We start from the raw sequence: 19,035 nt of genomic DNA on the forward strand, positions 1-19,035 counted from the left end.
GGCTCACACCGTATCCGTGTCCAGCCATTTATCGACCTCGAATCGGTCCTCGACGGCGCGGATGGTCGCGCCGCCGTGACCCGGGTAGTGCGCGGGAATCACGGCGGCCTTCGCCTCGACTGCCTCGGTGAAGATCCGGCGGCGGGTCACCGCGGCGGCCGGCGCGTCGACGTCGAAGGCGCAGGCGTCGGCGGGCCGGCGCAGTTGCAGGGGGCTGTGGGTGAGGTCGCCGACGAAGACCGCGGGCCGGCCCGCGTCCAGCCACAGCACGGAGGATCCCGGCGTGTGCCCGGGCGCGGGGCGCAGCCGCAGCGACGGGCTGATCTGGTAGTCGTCCGACCACTGGACGAGCTGGCCCGCCCCGTCGATGGGCGCGACGCTGTCGGCGAACACGAGCCTGTCACCGGGCTCCTGGCCCGCGGGCCCGTCGGGGCAGAAGTGGCGGTAGTCGGCCGCCGGCGCCAGGTATCGGGCGTTGGGGAACGTCGGCACCCAGGCGCCGTCGTCGAGCATGGTGTTCCACCCGACGTGATCGGAGTGGATGTGGGTGTTGACGACGACGTCGACGGCGTCGCGGTCGACGCCCGCCGCCTGCAGCGCCGCCAGGAAGCCGGTGTTCAGGCGGTCCAGGGGCGGCATGTGCGGGCGCTCGCGGTCGTTGCCGACGCCGGTGTCCACGACCACGGTCAGCCCGTCGACCTCGATCACCCAGCTCTGGACCGCGATGTGCCACTGATCGGTCGCGGGGTCGAAGAAGTCCGGCACCAGCAGGTCGGCGTTGTCCCGCCATCCCGCCGGCGGCGTCTGCGGGAAACAGTGCGTGCCCAGGTCGAATTGGAGTTCGGCGACGCGCGCCACGCTCGCGCGGCCGAACCGGACCCCGCGCATCTAGGCGTTGGCGCGCAGGTAGTCGTACACGCCGGCGAAGTTGCGGTTCACCTCGTCGGGGATGGGCACCGGACCGCCGAGAGCCCTTGCACCCCAAACGATTTGGGCCGTCCGCTCGACCAGTGCGGTGATGTGCAGGACCTTGTCGGGTCGCGGGCCGACGGCCACCAGGCCGTGGTTGGCGATCAACGCGGCGCCCCGGCCCTCGAGCGCCTTGACCGCGTTGGTGCCGACCTCGGGCGTGCCGGACGCCGCGTAGTCCGTGCAGCGGACCTCCCCGCCGCAGTAGACGGCGAACTCGTCGATGCAGGCCGGAATGGGTTGGTGCGCAATGGCGAACATCGTCGCCCACACCGGGTGGCTGTGGATGACGCTGCCGATGTCGTCGAACGCCTGGTAGCACGCCAGGTGCAGCTTCGCCTCCGACGACGGGAAGCGGCCCTCGGCGGCGTGCACCACCTCGCCCTGCGGGTCGATCAGCACCAGGTCGTCCAGCTGCATGTCGCGGTAGTCGACCGACGACGGGGTGATGACGATGTTGCCGTCGGAGCGGCGCGCCGAGATGTTGCCGGCGGTCCCTTCGACCAGGCCGCGGCGCAGCATGTCCTTGGCCGCGTCCAGCACGGCGTCTTCGGGGTTCGCCACCGATTTCATGGGCCCAGCACCTCCGGGTTGACGATATGGGTGGGCGTCTTGCCGCTCAGCAGCGCTTCCAGGTCGTCGGCCACCATCTGCGCCTGCCGGGCCTCAGTGTTCCACGTCGCCCCGCCGATGTGGGGCGTCAGCACGACATTGGGCATGGAAGTCAACGGGTGATCGGCCGGCAGCCATTCGCCGACGAAGTGGTCCAGCCCGGCGGCGGCCACCTTGCCGGCGTGCAGCGCCTCGACGAGCGCGTCGGTGTCGTGCAGCTGGGCCCGGGCGGTGTTGAGGAAGACCACGCCGTCGCGCATGGCCGCGAACTGCCGCGCGCCGATCATGCCGGCGGTGTCGTCGGTGACGGGCGCGTGCAGGGACACCACGTCGGACTCGGCGAGCAGCTCGTCGAGGCCGTGCCGGGCCTCGTCGTTGTACGGGTCGTGGGCGATCACCCGCATGCCCAGCCCGGCCAGCCGCCACCGGGTGGCGCGGCCGACGGCGCCGAGGCCCACCAGCCCGGCGGTGCGCCCGGCGATCTCCCAGCCGCGGAACCGCTGATACGGGATGGTGCCGTCGCGAAAGATGTTGCCGCCGCGGACATCCGCGTCGGCGGTCAGCAGGTGCCGCGTCGCGGCCAGCAGCAGCGCCACCGCCATCTCGGCGACCGCGTCGGCGTTGCGGGCCGGGGTGTTCAGCACCGGGATGCCGGCCGCGGTGGCGCCGTCGATGTCGACGTTGTTCGGGTCGCCGCGGGTCGAGGCCACGGCGATCAGGCCCTGCTCGAACACCGGGCCGCGGACCGAGTCGCCCTCCACCACAACGACATCGGCGGATTCGGCGGCGATCCGCTCGGCCAGCTGCTCGGGGCTGTAGATCCGTAGCGGGGTCTGCTCGATCCAGGGGTCGTACACCACGTCGGCCAGCTGCCGGAGCTTGTCGAACCCGGGTCCCCGCAGCGGCGCGGTGACCAGGGCGCGCGGTCTTGATGTCACAGACGCCAATGCTGGCGTACGGTGACGCCCGTGTCACGTGATGGCGTCACAATCGGCGTCGATGTCGGCAGCACCGCGGTCAAGGCGGTGGCCGCCGACGCGGACGGCCGGGTGACCGCGCGGGTGCGCATTCCGCACCAGCTGCGGGTGCCGGCGCCCGATCGGCTCGAGCACGACGCCGACGAGGCGTGGCGGCGGGGGCCGGTGGCGGCGCTGGAGCGCCTTGCCCCCGGACCCGACGTCCACGCGGTGGCCGTGTCGGCGATGGTGCCGTCGCTGACCGCCGTCGACGCCGCGGGCAGGCCGCTGACCCCCGGGCTGCTGTACGGCGACGCCAGGGGCCGGGTCCCGGGCTCCGACGACAAGCCGCTTCCGGCGCTGGGCGAGGCCGCCGAATTCCTGCGCTGGACGACGGCCCAGGCGCCCGGCGCGGCCGGGTACTGGCCCGCGCCCGCGGTGGCCAACCACGCGCTGGCGGGCGAGGCGGTGATGGACGTCGCGACTGCCGCCACCGCCTTCCCGCTGTTCGACGGGACCGGCTGGGACCCGGCGGCGTGCGCTGACTGCGGCGCGTCCGTCGAGCAGATGCCCCGGGTGGAGACGATCGGCACGGCCGCGGGGCAGCTTCCCGGTTCGGGCGCCGTGCTGGCGATCGGGGCGATCGACGCCCTGTGCGAACAGATCGTGGCCGGCGCCGACCGCGACGGCGACGTGCTCGTGCTGTGCGGCACCACCCTGATCGTGTGGAACACGATCGCCGAGGCGCGGCAGGTGCCCGGCCTGTGGACCATCCCGCACACCGCCCCGGGCAAGAGCCAGATCGGCGGCGCCAGCAACGCGGGCGGCCTGTTCCTCGGCTGGGTGGAGCGGCTGCTCGGCCCGGGCGATCCGGGCACCGCCGACCCGCGCCGCGTGCCGGTGTGGTCGCCCTACATCCGCGGGGAGCGCACGCCGTTCCACGACCCGGATCGCCGGGCCGTGCTCGACGCCCTCGACCTCACCCACGACCCGGCCGCGGTGCGGCGGGCCGCCTACGAGGCGGCGGGCTTCGTCGTGCGTCAGCTCATCGAGCTGGGCGGGGCGCCGGTGGCGCGCATCGTGGCCTCCGGCGGCGGCACGCGGGTCGGGCCGTGGATGCAGGCCATCGCCGACGCCACCGGCCGGCCGGTGGAGGTGTCCGCCGTGGCCGAGGGCGCGGCGCTGGGCGCCGCCTTCCTGGGCCGGATGGCGGCCGGCCTGGAGACCTCGATCACCGACGCGGGCCGGTGGGCCCGCACCGAACGCGTCGTCGAGCCCGATCCCGCCTGGGCGAGCGCGGTCGAGGACCGCTATCGCCGGTTCCTGGAACTGTCTAGGCTGGTGCGATGACTGACCAAGACCGCAAAGCCGCCCGTCGGGAGATCGCCGACGCCCTGTTGAAAGCCCTCGAACGTCGGCACGAAATCGCCGACGTCGTGGTGGAGTCCGAGGACAAGACGGCGGCGGTGGAGGCGATCGTCCGCCTGCTCGACACGTCCCACCTGGCCGCCGAGGCGGTGATGGGGATGTCGTTCGCGCAGCTCACCATCGACTCGCGCCGAAAGATCCTGGCCGAGTTGGAAGACCTCAACAAGCAGCTGAGCTTCACCCTGGGGGAGCGGCCCGCGAGTTCGGGGGAGACCCTCGAACTTCGGCCGTTCTCCGCCGCCGCCGACCGCGACATCTTCGCCGCCCGCACCGAGGACGTCGGCGCCGCGGGCGACGGGTCCGGCGGGCCGGCGGGCAACCTCGACGACGAGATCCGTGCGGCGCTGGGCCGCGTCGGCGACGAGGAGGCCGCGTGGTTCGTGGCGGTCGACTCGGGCGAGAAGGTCGGGATGGTGTTCGGCGAGCTGCTCGGCGGCGAGGTGAACGTGCGGATCTGGATTCACCCCGAGCACCGCAAGAAGGGTTACGGCACCGCCGCGCTGCGCAAGTCGCGCACGGAGCTGGCGTGGTGCTTCCCCGCCGTGCCGCTGGTGGTCCGGACGCCGCCGGCCAGGCCCAGCTAGCGCCGTCAGGGTTAAGTCAGCGTGGCGGTGACGGCGATGATGTTTCGCAGCTGCGATTCCTCGTCGTCGGGGAAGACGCGGCCGTAGTCGGCGAAGAACTCCCGCCGTGGCCGGGTGCCTACCTGCCAGCCCTTGCCGGCCAGGTAGTCGACGACGTTGCTGCGCTCGCCGTCGAAGAACAGCCCGGACAGGTCGATGTCGCAGCCCAGATTGGCCCACCGCTCGTTGAATTGCTGCGCGCGTTGCGACATCGTGCGGCCGGTGTCGCCGTGGTATTCGGTGGCCAGCTTGCTGCCGGGCGCGCTGAGCTCGGTGACGTTGTCGAAGAGCCGGTCCTGGGCGTCGGGCGGAAGGTACATCAGCAAGCCTTCGGCGCTCCAGGACGTGGGCTGCGACGGATCAAACCCGCTGCGGCGCAACGCTTCCGGCCAATTGTCTCGCAGATCGACGGCGACGGTGCGCCGGTCTGCGGTCGGGGCGGCCCCCAGGTTGGCCATTGCGGCGGTCTTGAACTCGACGACCTTGGGCTGGTCGACCTCGTAGACCACGCTGCCGGGCGGCCAGGCCAACCGGTAGGCGCGCACGTCGAGGCCGGCGGCCAGGATCACCGACTGGCGGATGCCGTCGCGGGCGGCGTTGAGGAAGAAATCGTCGAAGAACCGCGTGCGCACCGCCATCGAGTCGGTCTCAAGTTGCAGGTCCCGTTCGCCGCCGTCGTCCGCGCCCGGGGCGACCTCGCCGTCGATCAGGCGGACGAAGAAGTCGAGGCCGACCGCGCGCACCAGCGGCGCCGCGAAGGGGTCGTCGATGATCGCGTCGGGCTCCGTGCTGGCCAGCGCGCGGGCCGCGGCGACCATCGTCGCCGTCGCGCCGACGCTCGAGGCCAAATCCCAGCTGTCCTGATCGGTTCGCGTCATGGTGCTCCCATTTATTTAGCCAATGCAATGAGCCACCGAAACTCTACGCCTCGCGGCTGACGGCAACGGGTGGCAAAGGGTGGCAAAGGGTGTTGAAAGGACCTGCCCCATTCAACTGTTAGTCTCGTACACGGTTTGACGCGCGGCGCCGTACGTCCTGGCCTGCGGGTGTTAGGCGCGAGACGCAGGACGCAGGAGGAAGAGTGCTTTCGGCTTTCATCTCATCGCTGCGGACAGTCGACCTGAGACGGAAGATCCTCTTCACGCTTGGCATCGTCCTTCTCTATCGGGTCGGCGCCGCATTGCCCTCTCCGGGTGTGAACTACCCGAACGTGCAGCAGTGCATCAAGGAGGCGAGCGGCGGCGAGGCCGGGCAGATCTACTCGCTGATCAACCTGTTCTCCGGCGGCGCGCTGCTCAAGCTCACGGTGTTCGCCGTGGGCGTGATGCCCTACATCACGGCGAGCATCATCGTGCAGCTGCTGACCGTGGTCATCCCCCGCTTCGAGGAATTGCGCAAAGAGGGCCAGTCCGGCCAGGCGAAGATGACCCAGTACACCCGCTATCTGGCCATCGCGCTGGCCGTCCTGCAGGCCACCAGCATCGTGGCGCTGGCGGCCAACGGCGGGCTGCTGCAGGGCTGCTCGCTGGACATCATCGCCGACCAGAAGATCTTCACGCTGGTCGTCATCGTGCTGGTGATGACGGCCGGGGCGGCCCTGGTGATGTGGATGGGCGAGCTGGTCACCGAACGCGGGATCGGCAACGGCATGTCGCTGCTGATCTTCGTCGGCATCGCGGCGCGCATCCCGGCCGAGGGCAAGTCCATCCTGGACAGCCGCGGCGGGATCATCTTCGCGGCCGTCTGCGGCGCCGCGCTGCTCATCATCGTCGGCGTGGTCTTCGTCGAGCAGGGCCAGCGCCGGATCCCGGTGCAGTACGCCAAGCGCATGGTGGGCCGGCGCATGTACGGCGGAACGTCGACGTATTTGCCGCTGAAGGTCAACCAGGCCGGCGTCATCCCGGTCATTTTCGCGTCGTCGCTGATCTACATTCCGCACCTGATCACCCAGCTGGTCCGCAGCGGCAGCGGCGGCGTGGGCAACAGTTGGTGGGACAAGTTCGTCGGCAGTTATCTGTCGGACCCGAGCGACCCGGTCTACATCAGCATCTACTTCGGCCTGATCATCTTCTTCACGTACTTCTACGTGTCGATCACGTTCAACCCCGACGAGCGTGCCGACGAGATGAAGAAGTTCGGCGGCTTCATTCCCGGCATCCGGCCGGGCAAGCCGACCGCGGATTATCTGCGTTACGTGCTGAGCAGGATCACGCTGCCGGGCTCGATCTACCTGGGTGCGATTTCCGTGTTGCCCAATCTGTTCCTGCAGATCGGCAATGGCGGAGCGGTTCAAAATTTGCCGTTTGGCGGTACGGCGGTTTTGATCATGATTGGTGTCGGTTTGGATACGGTCAAGCAAATCGAGAGCCAACTCATGCAGCGCAACTACGAAGGGTTCCTCAAGTGAGAGTGGTTTTGCTCGGACCGCCCGGGGCGGGCAAGGGGACGCAGGCCGAAAAGCTCGCCGAAAAGCTTGGCATCCCGCAAATCTCCACCGGGGAGCTCTTCCGGAACAACATCGAAAACGGGACCAAACTCGGAGTGGAGGCCAAGCGCTACCTGGACGCCGGTGACCTGGTGCCCTCCGAGCTGACCAACCAGCTCGTCGACGACCGGCTCGACGACGCGGACTGCGCCAACGGCTTCATCCTGGACGGCTACCCGCGCTCGCTCGAGCAGGCCAAGGCGCTGCACGAGATGCTCGAGCGCCGCGGGTGCGACATCGACGCGGTGGTCGAGTTCCGGGTCTCGCAGGACGAGCTGCTGGCGCGGCTCAAGGGCCGCGGCCGGGCCGACGACACCGACGACGTCATCCTCAACCGCATGAAGGTCTACCGCGACGAGACCGCGCCGCTGCTGGAGTACTACAGCGACGAACTGAAGACGGTCGACGCCGTCGGCACGGTGGACGAGGTGTTCGCCCGCGCGCTGCAAGCGCTGGGCAAGTAGTCATGAGCGCGCTGGCGCGGCTGCGGAGTCGCAGGGTCGTGCCGCAGCGCAGCCCCGGTGAGCTCGACGCGATGGCGGCGGCCGGCGCCGTGGTGGCCAACGCGCTGCACGCGGTCCATGCTGCCGCGGTCGCGGGGGCGTCGACCCTGAGCCTGGACGAAATCGCCGAGTCGGTGATCCGCGAGGCCGGGGCGGTCCCGTCGTTCCTGGGCTATCACGGCTACCCGGCGTCGATCTGCGCGTCGGTCAATGACCGGGTGGTGCACGGCATCCCGTCCGCCGCGGAGATCCTGGCCCCCGGTGACCTGGTGTCCATCGACTGCGGCGCGGTGCTGGACGGCTGGCACGGCGACGCCGCCATCACGTTCGGGGTCGGCGCGCTGGACGCGGCCGACGAGGCGCTGTGCGACGCGACCAGGGAGTCGCTGCAGGCCGGCATCTCGGCGATGGTCGTCGGCAACCGGCTGACCGACGTGGCGCACGCCATCGAAATGGGCACGCGCGCCGCCGCCGCCCGCTACGGGCTCGCGTTCGGGATCGTGGAGGGCTACGGGGGCCACGGCATCGGCCGGCAAATGCACATGGACCCGTTCCTGCCCAACGAGGGCTCGCCGGGGCGGGGGCCGCTGCTGGCCCCGGGCTCGGTGCTGGCCATCGAGCCCATGCTGACGCTGGGAACCAGCAAAACCAGGGTGCTCGACGACGAATGGACCGTCACGACCTCCGACGGGTCGCGCGCGGCGCATTGGGAGCACACCGTCGCGGTGACCGAAACCGGGCCGCGCATCCTGACGCTCGGTTGAATGGCCCGGCTTCTCCTCGGCCGCGTGCCGCCGGCCGCATCGTCGCCGGGCGGCCTGAACTAAACGCCTGCTCCACTCGTTTCAGAGGGCAGGAGGTGATCGAGTGGCTCGTGTGGCCGGCACTCGGGGGGCGTCCGGGGCAGCCGAGGCCGCTCTGATGAAGGCGCTCTACGACGAACACGCCGCGGTCTTGTGGCGCTATGCGCTCCGGTTGACGGGGGACGCCAGCCAGGCCGAGGACGTTGTCCAGGAGACGCTGTTGCGGGCCTGGCAGCATCCGGAGGTCATCGGCGACACCGAGAGATCGGCGCGGGCATGGTTGTTCACCGTCGCCCGCAACATGATCATCGACGACCGACGCAGCGCCAGGTACCGCAACGTCGTCGGTTCGCTGGACGAATCGGGGGCGCCCGAACAATCGACGCCCGACGAGGTGAACGCGGCGCTGGACCGGCTGCTGATAGCCGAGGCCATGACGCAGCTGTCCGCCGAGCACCGGGCGGTGATCGACCGGTCCTACTACCGCGGTTGGACGACCGCGCAGATTGCTGCGGACCTGGAGATCGCTGAAGGAACAGTGAAGTCGCGATTACACTATGCCGTGCGGGCATTGCGGCTCACTCTGCAGGAACTTGGAGTCACGCGATGACCATCCAGACGGTCATCGGCTCCGAATACTTGATGGGTGACAGGAGATGGACGAGATGAGGACGCCGCTACGTGGCATCGGCCCGCCGGGTGACAACCACTTTGACAAAGAGGTGTTCGGTTTGGCCGCGCAAGACGACGACCGCTACGCGATGTGGGATGCCGCATACGTGTTGGGGTCGCTGTCGGCCTCCGACCGACGTGAGTTCGAGGCGCACATGGCCGGCTGCCCGGCATGCCGGGAGGCCGTCGCCGATCTGAGCGGCGTGCCGGCCCTGCTCTCCCAGCTCGACCGCGACCAGGTGGCCGCGATGGACGAGCCCGGGCGCACGGCGACGGCGGCGCCGGAGATCTCGCCGGAGTTGTTGCCCTCGTTGCTGGCAACGGTGCGCTGGCGACGGCGCCGCACCCGGGTCACGACGTGGGTGGCATCGTCCGCCGCGGCCGCGGTGCTGGGGATCGGCGTGCTGGTCGGGGTGCAGGGGAACTCGGCGCCCGCGCAGCAGGTGGCCGCGTCCTCGCAGCCGATGTCGCAGATCGGCACCACCCTGTTGGCCTCCACGGTGCAGCTGTCCAGCCAGCACTGGGGGACGTCGATCAATCTGAAGTGTGTCTGCCTGGCTCCGCTTAACGCGCACCACGACACGCTGGCGATGGTCGTGGTGGGTCGCGACGGCAGCCAAACCCGGTTGGCGACGTGGGTGGCCGAGCCCGGTCACACCGCGACGCCGGCGGCCAGCATCTCGACGCCGGTCGACCAGATCGCCGCCGTGCAAGTGGTTTCCGCTGACAGCGGGCAGGTTCTGCTGCAGCGTTCGCTGTAAAGCCCCGGTAAAACAAGGCGCGCGGTGAACTCAAGTTCACCGCGCGTCGTGTTACAGGCATGCCCAGGAAGCAGCGAGTGGTCGACCACATCGTCGAGCGGCTCGCCTCGGCCGGCGTCGACCACATCTTCGGTGTCGACGGCGCCAACATCGAGGACCTCTACGACGCCGCGCACTTCCGGACCGACATCACCGCCGTGCTGGCGAAGCACGAATTCTCCGCCGCCGCCATGGCTGACGGGTACAGCCGCAGCGGCGCCGGGCTGGGCTCCGGGCTGGGCGTGGTCGCGGCGACGTCGGGCGGCGGGGCGCTGAATCTCATTGCGGCCCTTGGTGAGTCGCTGACAAGCCGGGTTCCGGTGCTGGCCCTGGTCGGCCAAACCCCAACCACCATGGACGGCCGGGGCAGCTTTCAGGACACCAGCGGCGAGAACGGCTCACTGAACGCGCAGGCGCTGTTTTCCGCGGTGTCGGTGTCGTGCGAGCGGGTGCTGCGCCCCGCCGACGCCGGGCCGGCCCTGTCGCGGGCGATCGCCGCCGCGCGCACCGGCGGCCCAGCGGTGCTGTTGCTGCCCAAGGACATTCAGCAGGGCAGCGTGATTTGCGGGCACAACGGGTGGCCCACCGACGACCTGCGTCCCATCGGCAACCCGCATCCGATCGTCGGACCGTTACGCGACGCGAACGGCCCGGTCACCATCATCGTCGGCGAGCAGGTCGCCCGCGACAACGCCCGCGCCGAGCTCGAGGCCCTGCGCGCGGTGTTGCGGGCGCGGGTGGCGACCGTGCCCGACGCCAAGGACGTCGCCGGCACACCGGGTCTCGGGTCGTCGTCCGCGCTCGGGGTGACCGGTGTGATGGGCCACCCCGGTGTGGTTGAAGCGGTGGCCGACAGCGCCGTGTGCCTGGTGGTCGGCACGCGCCTGTCGGTCACCGCGCGCACCGGGCTCGACGACGCCCTGGCGGCGGTGCCGACCGTCTCGATCGGCTCGGCGCCGCCGTACGTGCCGTGCACGCACGTGCACACCGACGACCTGCGCGGCTCGCTGCGCATGCTGACCCAGGCGTTGTCCGGGCCGGGACGGCCGGCCAAGGTGCGGGTGCCCGACGCGGTGCGGCGCACCGAATTGTCCCCGCCGCCGTGCGACGGGCCCGGGGTGCGTTATCGCGACGCGATGGCCGTGCTGGACGGCTGCCTGCCCGACGGCGCGGACATCGTCGTGGACGCCGGCAACACCGGCGCCGCGGCGATCCACTACCTGCCGGCCCGCCGGGACGGCAGGTTCGCGGTCGCGCTGGGCATGGGCGGCATGGGCTACAGCTTCGGCGCCGGTATCGGGATGGCCTTCGGTCGCGCGAACAGCGGGCGGCCCCCCGGGCGCACCGTGGTGATCGCCGGGGACGGCGCGTTTTTCATGCACGGCATGGAGGTGCACACCGCGGTGCACTACCGGCTGCCGGTGACGTTCGTGGTCTTCAACAACAACGCCCACGCCATGTGCGTGACCCGCGAGCAGCTCTTCTACGACGACCTCTACAGCTACAACCGGTTCCGGGCCAGCCGGCTGGGCGCCGGGCTGGCCGCGATGTTCCCGGGGCTGACGTCCGTCGACGTCGACGACATCGATCACCTGGCCGCCTGGATGCGCGCGGTGCTCGCCACCGACGGGCCCTCCGTCGTCAGCGTCGAATGCGCCGCCGACGAGATGCCGCCATTCGGACCATTTCTCACTCAACTCGCAAAGGAGAACCGGATCGATGTCGCTGCCAGCGCTTGAGGACATCCCGACGCCGCTGGACGGTGTGACCCGAATCGAAACCAGTCCAAGGGAAAAGGCCACCCCGATCATCATGGACATGATGCGGTCGGTCTACCCGCACGACCAGGTCTTCGGGGAGTACTGCACCGTCAACGATTACGTCGACTGCCCGCCCGACGAGTTGTACGAGTACATGTCCGACACCCGCAGCCTCGAGGAGTGGACCTACAGCCTGCGCGGCTTCACCCCGACGGACGAACCCGGTCTGTGGCTGGCCCACGACCGGCTGGGCTCGGAGACCGAGATCTACACGCGGACCGTCGCCAACCCGCAGGCCCGCACCGTGGACTACCACTGCGCGTGGGACCAGGGCAAGCACCTGTGGATGATCTACCTGATGCGCGTCGTCGACGCGCAGACGGTCCTCGACAAGCCGGGTTCCGTTGTGCTGTGGACGAATTGCCATCACCCGTTCTACGACGAAAACCCGTACCCGGAGACGGCGCCGCCGCAGCGGCCGGTGTGGGTCGGCGACTTCTGGGACATGTTCGGCGCCGGCCACCTGCTGGAGCTGAAGAACCTCAAGGCCATCGCCGAGTACCGCCACCGCAACGGGCTGCCGGTGACCCCCAAATGGATGAGATGAGTTGGCCATGAGCAAGCCGAGCGTGAGCCTGATCGACGTCTCCACCTATCTGCCGGGCGAGCCGATCCCCGCCGAGTACTACGCGCAATTCGCCGAATCCGACGACCTGCGCGACAATCTCATGTTCCGGGCCCCTAAGTTTCGCCACCACGTCGCGCCGGAGGAAAGCTCGATCGACATGATCGAGCGGGCGGTGGCCGGCCTGGTCGAGCGGCACGGCCACGACGCCGTCGAGGGCGCCGACGTGCTGATCACCCACACGCAGGTGCCGGACATGGCGTTCTACGGGCAGGGCGGCGGCATCGCGCACCGGCTGGGCATGCGACCGTCGTGGGTGCTCGACCTGAACAACGGCGGATGCGCCGCATTCGTGTTGGCGCTCAACGTGGCCCGCAAGCTGCTGGCCTCGGGCGAGGGGCACACCGCGCTAATCGCGATCGCGCAGAACGCCGCCGGCCAGTTCTTCGATCAGCCGACGATCCGCCGCAAGGCGCAGTCGGCGGTGCCCGGCGACGGGGCCGCGGCGGCCCTGGTCACCGTCGGCGATCAATCCCCGATCCTCGATGTGGAGTGCCGCACCTACGGCGAATACGCCGGCGAGATGACGCTGTCCTTCGACCCGCCCCGCAAGTGGTGGCAGGCGGGACCCGGCGAGGGCTCGATCGGTTTCACCGAAAGCAAGATCACCAAGGTGCTGGCCCGCGGCAACCGGCAGGTGCCCGAAGTGGCGCTGGCGGTCTGCGACCGAATCGGGCTGTCCGCCAAAGACATCGACCTGCTGGTGACCAACCAGCCCAACCGGGCGTTCCTGCGCAACTGGCGCGAGGCCCTCGAGCTGCCCCCCGAACGCCATCGCGACACCTTCGAGCAGTGCGGCAACCTGTTCGGCGCCGGGATCCCGGTCAACCTCGACCACGCGATATCCGACGGTCAGGTCAAGGCGGGCGACGTGGTCATGATGGCGGCCTTCGCCCACGCCGGTGACTTCGCCGGCGCCGCGGCGGTGCGCTGGGGCGGGCGGGGCTGATGCAACCCGTCCGCAGCCCGTTCGCCGACGACATCGACGAGGCCTTTCCCACCGCGATCGACCCGCTTGCGTTGTCGCTCAACGAGAATCCGTTCCCGCCGTTGCCGGCGGTGCGCTCGGCGCTGATCCGCTCCATCTACGCGGTCAACCGCTATCCGGAGTTCCTGCCCGAACGGCTGCGGGGCCTGATCGGCGGCCACGTCGGCCTGCCCGCCGAGCAGGTGGTGCTGGGTGCCGGCGCGACGGGCGTGGCGTTGCAGGCGTTGCACGCGCTGACCGCCCCGGGTGACACCGTGGCGATGGCGTCGCCGACGTTCGACGGGTATCCGATCATCGCGCGGATGTCGCGGCTCAACCCGCTGCTCGTTCCCCTCGACACGGACGGCCACAACGACCTCGACGGGCTGGCCGACGCCGCGGCGGAGGCCCGGGTGGTGGTGATCTGCCGCCCGCACAACCCGACCGGCACGCTCGAGGGCGCAAACGACGTGGTGCGGTTCCTGCGCCGGGTGCCTGCCGACACCGTCGTGCTGCTCGACGAGGCCTACATCGAGTTCGCCGCGCCCGAGCATCGCATCGACGTCGCGGCGCTGCTCGCGGGTTTCGGCAACGTCGTGGTGCTGCGGACGTTCTCCAAGGCCTACGGGCTGGCCGGGCTGCGCATCGGCTACGGGCTGGCGTCGCCGGAGCTGGCCGCCACCCTGTGGTCCCAGCAGTTGCCGTTCGGCATCGCGCTCACCAGCCTGCTCGCGGTGGCGGCGTCTTACGAAGCCGAAGAGCAACTGCAGCAACGCATCCAGTCGATCAACGCCGAACGCCGCTATCTGCGGATGCGGCTGAGCGCGTTGGACGTCTACACCACCGATGCCCATGCGAACTTCATGTACCTGCCCTTGAGGGGCGGGCGGGGTCCGTCATGGCAAGAGGTGTTCGCGGACAGCGGGCTGCACGTGCGCCACTACCCGGACGGCGGCGCCAGGATCACCGTGGGCAACCGCGCGTCGACCCTGGCGGTGCTGGCGGCCATAGGAAAGGTCCCGATTCGGTCCCAGATGCGGTAAGAAAGGGCGTGGCCGCATCGAGCTCGAAACGCGATCCCATCGCCGCGGCACGGGCCAACTGGGAGCGCGCCGGGTGGGGTGACGTGTCGGAGGGCATGGTCGCCGTCACCTCCGTGATGCGCGCCCACCAGATCATGCTGGCCCGCGTCGAGACCGCGCTGCGCCCGTATGACCTGAGCTTTTCCCGCTACGAATTGCTGCGGCTGCTGGCGTTCAGCCGCACCGGTGCGCTGCCGATCACCAAGGCGTCTGATCGCCTGCAGGTGCACGTCACCAGCGTGACCCACGCCATCCGCCGGCTGGAGGCCGACGGGCTGGTACGCCGGGTGCCGCACCCCACCGACGGGCGCACGACGCTGGTGGCCATCACCGACCTCGGCCGCTCCACCGTCGAGGACGCGACCGTCACGCTCAACGAGCAGGTGTTCGCCGACATCGGTATGGACGCCGCCGAGTCCGCGGCGCTGGTGTCGTCCATCGAAACGTTGCGCCGCAATGCGGGCGACTTCTGACTGAAGCGAGAGGAAGGCGGGACCGTGGACCCACTAGTTGCTCATCAGCGCGCTCAGGAAGCGTTCGCCGGCGTCCTCGCCAAAGTCAGTCCGGATCGGTATCGCGGCCCAACGCCGTGCTCCGAGTGGACGATTCGTGACCTGATCGAGCACGTCATCGGCGGCAACGAGCGCGTCGCGATCTGGGCGGGCAGCACCGACAAGCCGGCCGCCCGGCCCGACGACATCCGCGCGGCGCACCGGGCCGCCGCCGCGGCCGCGCAGGAGGTCTTCGCCCGACCGGACGGGATGTCCACGATGTTCAAGCTGCCGTTCGGGGAGGTCCCCGGACAAATATTCATCGGGATGCGCACCAGCGACGTGCTGACCCACGCATGGGATCTCGCGGCCGCCACCGGCCAGTCCACCGATTTGGATCCCGAGCTGGCGGCCGAGCAGCTCGCCGCCGTGCGCGCGTTCGTGGGCCCCGAGTTCCGCGGCCCGGACAAACCGTTCGGTCCGGAACAGCCGTGCTCGGCCGAGAGCCCCCCGGCCGATCAGCTGGCCGCGTTCCTCGGGCGAAAGGCGCAGTGACTCAGCTGCTGCGCAGCATCTCGATGACGGCGCTGAAGTCCTTGTCGGCGTGGTCGGCCGCGAATTTGGCGTAGATCTCGGCGGCGTGGGTGCCCAGCGGCGCGGCCGAACCGGTCGAGGTGACCGCGTCCATCGCCAGGCCCAGGTCCTTGTTCATCAGCGCGGTCGCGAAACCGGGCTTGAAGTCGTTGTTGGCCGGCGAGGTCGGAACCGGGCCCGGCACCGGGCAATTGGTGTGCACCGCCCAGCAATTGCCCGTCGCGCCGGTGATGACGTCGAACAGCGATTGCGCGGACAGCCCGAGCTTCTCGGCCAGCACGAACGCCTCACCGACCGCGATCTGCTGCACCGCCAGCACCATGTTGTTGCACACCTTGGCGGCCTGGCCGGCGCCGGCGGCGCCGCAGTGAATGACCTTGCCCGCCATGGGTTCCAGGACGATACGGGCGCGCTGCACCGCGGCCTCGTCGCCGCCGACCATGAACGCCAGCGTCCCCGCGACCGCGCCCTTCACCCCGCCGGAGACCGGCGCGTCCAGCTGCGCGACGCCGTGCCCCTCGGCCAGCGCGTGCACCTCGCGCGCGTCGCTGACCGAGATGGTGGAGCTGTCGATGAACAGCGCGCCCGCCCGCGCGGCGGGCAGGATGTCGGCGTAGCAGCGCTTGACGATGTCGCCGTTGGGCAGCATGGTGATGACCACGTCGGCCCCGTCGACCGCTTCGGCGGCGCTGTCGAAGCCGGTCACGCCGGCCTCGACCGCCGCGGACAACGCCGCCGGCACGGGATCGAATCCGCGCACCGCGTGCTTGGCCGCAACGAGATTCGTCGCCATGGGCAGGCCCATGTGGCCCAGCCCCAGGAAGGCCACCGTCAGGTGCTCGGTCATCTGAAGACCTTTCTATGCGGTTGCGCGGACCCGGGCGGCCTCGGCCCGGCCGATGACCACCCGCATGATCTCGTTGGTGCCTTCCAGGATCCGGTGCACCCGCAGGTCGCGGACGATCTTCTCCAGACCGTACTCGCGCAGGTAGCCGTAGCCGCCGTGCAGTTGCAGGGCCTTGTCGGCGACGTCGAAGCAGGTGTCGGTGACGTAGCGCTTGGCCATCGCGCACAGCTCGACCTTGTCGGGGTCGTCGGTGTCCAGCGCATCCGCGGCCCGCCACAGCATCATTCGCGAGGTCTCCAGCCCGGTGGCCATGTCGGCCAGGGTGAACCGGACGGTCGGCTCGTCGAGCAGGGAGGAGCCGAAGGCGTGGCGCTCGCGCACGTACGCGCCGGCCTTGTCGAAGGCGGACTGCGCGCCGCCCAGCGAGCACGCCGCGATGTTGAGCCGGCCGCCGTTGAGGCCGTTCATGGCGATGCCGAACCCGGCGCCCTCGCCGTCGGCGCCGCCCAGCATCGCGTCGGCGGGCACCCGCACCCCGTCGAGGATCACCTGCGCGGTGGGCTGGGCGTGCCAGCCCATCTTCTCTTCGTGGGCGCCGAAACTCAGCCCGGGCGAGTCCTTTTCGACGATGAAGGCGGATATCCCGCGCGGGCCCGGTTTTTCTGGCCCACCGGTTCGTGCCATCACCACGTAGACGTCCGAGGCGCCCGCGCCGGAGATGAACTGCTTGACGCCGTCGAGCACGTAGTCGCCGCCCTGCTTGACGGCGCGGGTGGCAAGCGCGCCGGCGTCCGACCCGGCGCCGGGCTCGGTGAGGCAGTAGCTGGCGATGACGTCCATCGGCGCCAGGCGCGGGATCCACTCCTTGCGTTGTTCGGCGGTGCCGAAGCTGTCGATCATCCACGCGCACATGTTGTGGATCGACAGGAACGCGGCGATGGTCGGGCAGGCGATGGCCAGCTGCTCGAAGATGCGCACCCCGTCGAGCCGCCGCAGCCCGCTGCCGCCGACGTCGTCGCGGCAGTAGATCGCCGCCATGCCGAGCTCGGCGGCCTCGCGCAGCACGTCGGTCGGAAAGTGCTTGCTGGCATCCCATTCCAGGGTGTGCGGCGCAAGGCGCTTGGCGGCGAACGCGGCGGCCGTCTCGGTGATGACCCGCTCGTCATCGTTCAGGGTGAACATGTTGTGGCGTCTAATTCATTGTCGGGATGACGAATTCGGCGCCGTCCTTGATGCCGGACGGCCACCGCGACGTCACGGTCTTGGTCTTGGTGTAGAAGATGATCGACGAGGGGCCGTGCTGGTTCAGGTCGCCGAAGCCGGAGCGCTTCCAGCCGCCGAAGGTGTGGTAGGCCACCGGGACCGGGATCGGCACGTTGACGCCCACCATGCCCACCTGCACCCGCGAGACGAAGTCGCGGGCGGTGTCGCCGTCGCGGGTGAAGACCGCCACGCCGTTGCCGTACTCGTGCTCCGAGGGCAGCCGCAGGGCCTCCTCGTAGTCGTGGGCGCGCACGATGCACAGCACCGGCCCGAAGATCTCGTCGGTGTAGATGGACATCTCGGGGGTGACGTGGTCGAACAGCGTCGGGCCGATGAAGAAACCGCCCTCCAGGTTCGCGTCGCCGAACGTCAGGTCATCGCTGCCGCGCTCGCGCCCATCGATCACCAATTCGGCGCCGGCGTCCACGCCCTGGCCGATGTAGTCGCGCACCCGCGCCAGCGCGGCGTCGGTGACCAGCGGGCCGTAGTCGGCCTTGGGGTCCAGGCTGTGGCCCACCCGCAGGTTGTTGATTCGCTCGATCAGCCTGGCGCGCAAGCGATCCGCGGTCTGCTCGCCGACGGGCACGGCGACGCTGATGGCCATGCAGCGTTCGCCGGCGCTGCCGTACCCGGCGCCGATCAGCGCGTCGACGGCCTGGTCGAGGTCGGCGTCGGGCATCACGATCATGTGGTTCTTGGCGCCGCCGAAGCACTGCGACCGCTTGCCGGTGGCCGCGGCCGTCGAATAGATGTACTGCGCGATGTCGGAGCTGCCGACGAAGCCGACGGCCTTGATGTCGGGGTGGTGCAGGATCGCGTCGACGGCCTCCTTGTCGCCGTGCACCACCTGGAAGACGCCCGGCGGCAGGCCGGCCTCGAGGAACAACTCGGCCAGGCGCACCGGGACCGACGGGTCGCGCTCACTGGGCTTGAGCACGAACGCGTTTCCGCACGCCAGCGCCGGGCCGGCCTTCCACAGGGGGATCATCGCCGGGAAGTTGAACGGCGTGATGCCCGCGACCACGCCCAGGGGCTGGCGCAGCGAGTAGACGTCGATGCCCGGGCCCGCGCCCTCGCTGTACTCGCCCTTGAGCAGGTGCGGGATCCCGAGGCAGAACTCGATGACCTCGATGCCGCGCTGGATGTCGCCCTTGGAGTCGGCCACCGTCTTGCCGTGCTCGAGCGACAGCAGCTCGGCGAGCTCGTCGCTGTTGGAGTTGACCAGCTCGATGAAGCGCATCATCACCCGGGCGCGGCGCTGTGGATTCCATGCCGCCCAATCCTTTTGGGCCTCGACGGCCGAGGCCACCGCCGCGTCGACGTCGGCCTTGCCGGCCATCGGGACTTTCGCCTGCACCTCGCCGGTGCTGGGGTTCAATACGTCGGCGGTGCGGGAGGACTGGCCGGCGGTGCGCTTCCCGTCGATGAAGTGCGGGATCTGTGTGGTCATGACTATCCCCGTAAGTGTCTGAACGTGGAGGTGGTACACCCAAGA

At 69.9% G+C, this 19,035-nt stretch carries 20 protein-coding genes; 13 read left to right on the forward strand and 7 right to left on the reverse strand.

Going from position 1 to position 19,035, the window contains the following annotated elements:
- Positions 1–3: 3 nt before the first annotated feature.
- Genes AC5Y7V_RS06270 through AC5Y7V_RS06280 form a run of 3 tightly spaced genes read right to left on the reverse strand, consistent with a single transcriptional unit; the run spans position 4 to position 2,519 of the window.
- Complete coding sequence (locus AC5Y7V_RS06270; RefSeq protein WP_499879171.1) at positions 4–888, reverse strand: MBL fold metallo-hydrolase; 885 nt, start codon at positions 886–888, stop codon at positions 4–6.
- Entirely contained in the window at positions 889–1,542 is a 654-nt protein-coding gene (locus AC5Y7V_RS06275; RefSeq protein ID WP_499879172.1) for an L-fuculose-phosphate aldolase, read from the reverse strand.
- Complete coding sequence (locus AC5Y7V_RS06280) at positions 1,539–2,519, reverse strand: NAD(P)-dependent oxidoreductase (RefSeq protein WP_499879173.1); 981 nt, start codon at positions 2,517–2,519, stop codon at positions 1,539–1,541. Before AC5Y7V_RS06280 ends, AC5Y7V_RS06275 begins: the two co-directional genes overlap by 4 nt.
- A gap of 30 nt (positions 2,520–2,549) precedes the next feature.
- On the opposite strand from AC5Y7V_RS06280, the gene AC5Y7V_RS06285 reads away from it, so the two are divergent.
- Positions 2,550–3,887 (forward strand): xylulokinase, encoded by a 1,338-nt coding sequence (locus AC5Y7V_RS06285; RefSeq protein ID WP_499879174.1) that lies wholly within the window; start codon positions 2,550–2,552, stop codon positions 3,885–3,887.
- On the forward strand, positions 3,884–4,549 hold the full coding sequence (locus tag AC5Y7V_RS06290; RefSeq protein ID WP_499879175.1) for a GNAT family N-acetyltransferase: 666 nt from the start codon (positions 3,884–3,886) through the stop codon (positions 4,547–4,549). The genes AC5Y7V_RS06285 and AC5Y7V_RS06290 overlap by 4 nt, the downstream gene beginning before the upstream one ends.
- Positions 4,550–4,560: 11 nt before the next feature.
- On the opposite strand, the gene AC5Y7V_RS06295 is transcribed toward AC5Y7V_RS06290, so the two are convergent.
- Positions 4,561–5,466: a class I SAM-dependent methyltransferase gene (locus tag AC5Y7V_RS06295; RefSeq protein WP_499879176.1), complete on the reverse strand. Its 906-nt coding sequence runs from the start codon at positions 5,464–5,466 to the stop codon at positions 4,561–4,563.
- Positions 5,467–5,669: 203 nt separating this feature from the next.
- On the opposite strand from AC5Y7V_RS06295, the gene secY reads away from it, so the two are divergent.
- The 11 genes from secY (at position 5,670) to AC5Y7V_RS06350 (ending at position 15,391) form a co-directional block, all read left to right on the forward strand.
- Complete coding sequence (gene secY, locus AC5Y7V_RS06300) at positions 5,670–6,995, forward strand: preprotein translocase subunit SecY (protein WP_499879177.1); 1,326 nt, start codon at positions 5,670–5,672, stop codon at positions 6,993–6,995.
- Entirely contained in the window at positions 6,992–7,537 is a 546-nt protein-coding gene (locus AC5Y7V_RS06305; protein ID WP_499879178.1) for an adenylate kinase, read from the forward strand. Before secY ends, AC5Y7V_RS06305 begins: the two co-directional genes overlap by 4 nt.
- A 2-nt stretch (positions 7,538–7,539) precedes the next feature.
- Positions 7,540–8,340, forward strand: coding sequence for a type I methionyl aminopeptidase (map, locus tag AC5Y7V_RS06310; RefSeq protein WP_499879179.1), 801 nt, complete (start codon positions 7,540–7,542; stop codon positions 8,338–8,340).
- Between the two features lie 103 nt (positions 8,341–8,443).
- Positions 8,444–8,989, forward strand: coding sequence for a sigma-70 family RNA polymerase sigma factor (locus tag AC5Y7V_RS06315; RefSeq protein WP_499879180.1), 546 nt, complete (start codon positions 8,444–8,446; stop codon positions 8,987–8,989).
- 46 nt (positions 8,990–9,035) lie between these two features.
- Complete coding sequence (locus AC5Y7V_RS06320; protein WP_499879181.1) at positions 9,036–9,812, forward strand: anti-sigma factor family protein; 777 nt, start codon at positions 9,036–9,038, stop codon at positions 9,810–9,812.
- A gap of 59 nt (positions 9,813–9,871) precedes the next feature.
- Positions 9,872–11,590, forward strand: a complete 1,719-nt coding sequence (locus AC5Y7V_RS06325) for a thiamine pyrophosphate-binding protein (RefSeq protein ID WP_499879182.1) — start codon at positions 9,872–9,874, stop codon at positions 11,588–11,590.
- Positions 11,571–12,218, forward strand: a complete 648-nt coding sequence (locus tag AC5Y7V_RS06330; protein WP_499879183.1) for an SRPBCC family protein — start codon at positions 11,571–11,573, stop codon at positions 12,216–12,218. Before AC5Y7V_RS06325 ends, AC5Y7V_RS06330 begins: the two co-directional genes overlap by 20 nt.
- 7 nt (positions 12,219–12,225) lie before the next feature.
- Positions 12,226–13,245, forward strand: coding sequence for a 3-oxoacyl-ACP synthase III family protein (locus tag AC5Y7V_RS06335; RefSeq protein ID WP_499879184.1), 1,020 nt, complete (start codon positions 12,226–12,228; stop codon positions 13,243–13,245).
- Positions 13,245–14,306 (forward strand): pyridoxal phosphate-dependent aminotransferase, encoded by a 1,062-nt coding sequence (locus AC5Y7V_RS06340; protein WP_499879185.1) that lies wholly within the window; start codon positions 13,245–13,247, stop codon positions 14,304–14,306. The genes AC5Y7V_RS06335 and AC5Y7V_RS06340 overlap by 1 nt, the downstream gene beginning before the upstream one ends.
- Before the next feature lie 8 nt (positions 14,307–14,314).
- Positions 14,315–14,818 (forward strand): MarR family winged helix-turn-helix transcriptional regulator, encoded by a 504-nt coding sequence (locus AC5Y7V_RS06345; protein WP_499879186.1) that lies wholly within the window; start codon positions 14,315–14,317, stop codon positions 14,816–14,818.
- A 24-nt stretch (positions 14,819–14,842) separates the two neighbouring features.
- Positions 14,843–15,391, forward strand: coding sequence for a TIGR03086 family metal-binding protein (locus tag AC5Y7V_RS06350; RefSeq protein ID WP_499879187.1), 549 nt, complete (start codon positions 14,843–14,845; stop codon positions 15,389–15,391).
- Between the two features lies 1 nt (position 15,392).
- Here AC5Y7V_RS06350 and mmsB read toward each other — a convergent pair whose 3' ends face one another.
- The 3 genes from mmsB to AC5Y7V_RS06365 are packed head-to-tail and all read right to left on the reverse strand — an operon-like array spanning position 15,393 to position 18,990.
- Positions 15,393–16,277, reverse strand: coding sequence for a 3-hydroxyisobutyrate dehydrogenase (gene mmsB / locus AC5Y7V_RS06355; RefSeq protein WP_499879188.1), 885 nt, complete (start codon positions 16,275–16,277; stop codon positions 15,393–15,395).
- Positions 16,278–16,289: 12 nt separating this feature from the next.
- A complete protein-coding gene (locus tag AC5Y7V_RS06360; protein WP_499879189.1) occupies positions 16,290–17,459 on the reverse strand; it encodes an isobutyryl-CoA dehydrogenase in 1,170 nt (389 codons plus the stop codon).
- A gap of 10 nt (positions 17,460–17,469) precedes the next feature.
- Complete coding sequence (locus tag AC5Y7V_RS06365; RefSeq protein ID WP_499879190.1) at positions 17,470–18,990, reverse strand: CoA-acylating methylmalonate-semialdehyde dehydrogenase; 1,521 nt, start codon at positions 18,988–18,990, stop codon at positions 17,470–17,472.
- Positions 18,991–19,035 lie beyond the last annotated feature (45 nt).

The organism is Mycobacterium sp. NGS34 (assembly GCF_059812845.1).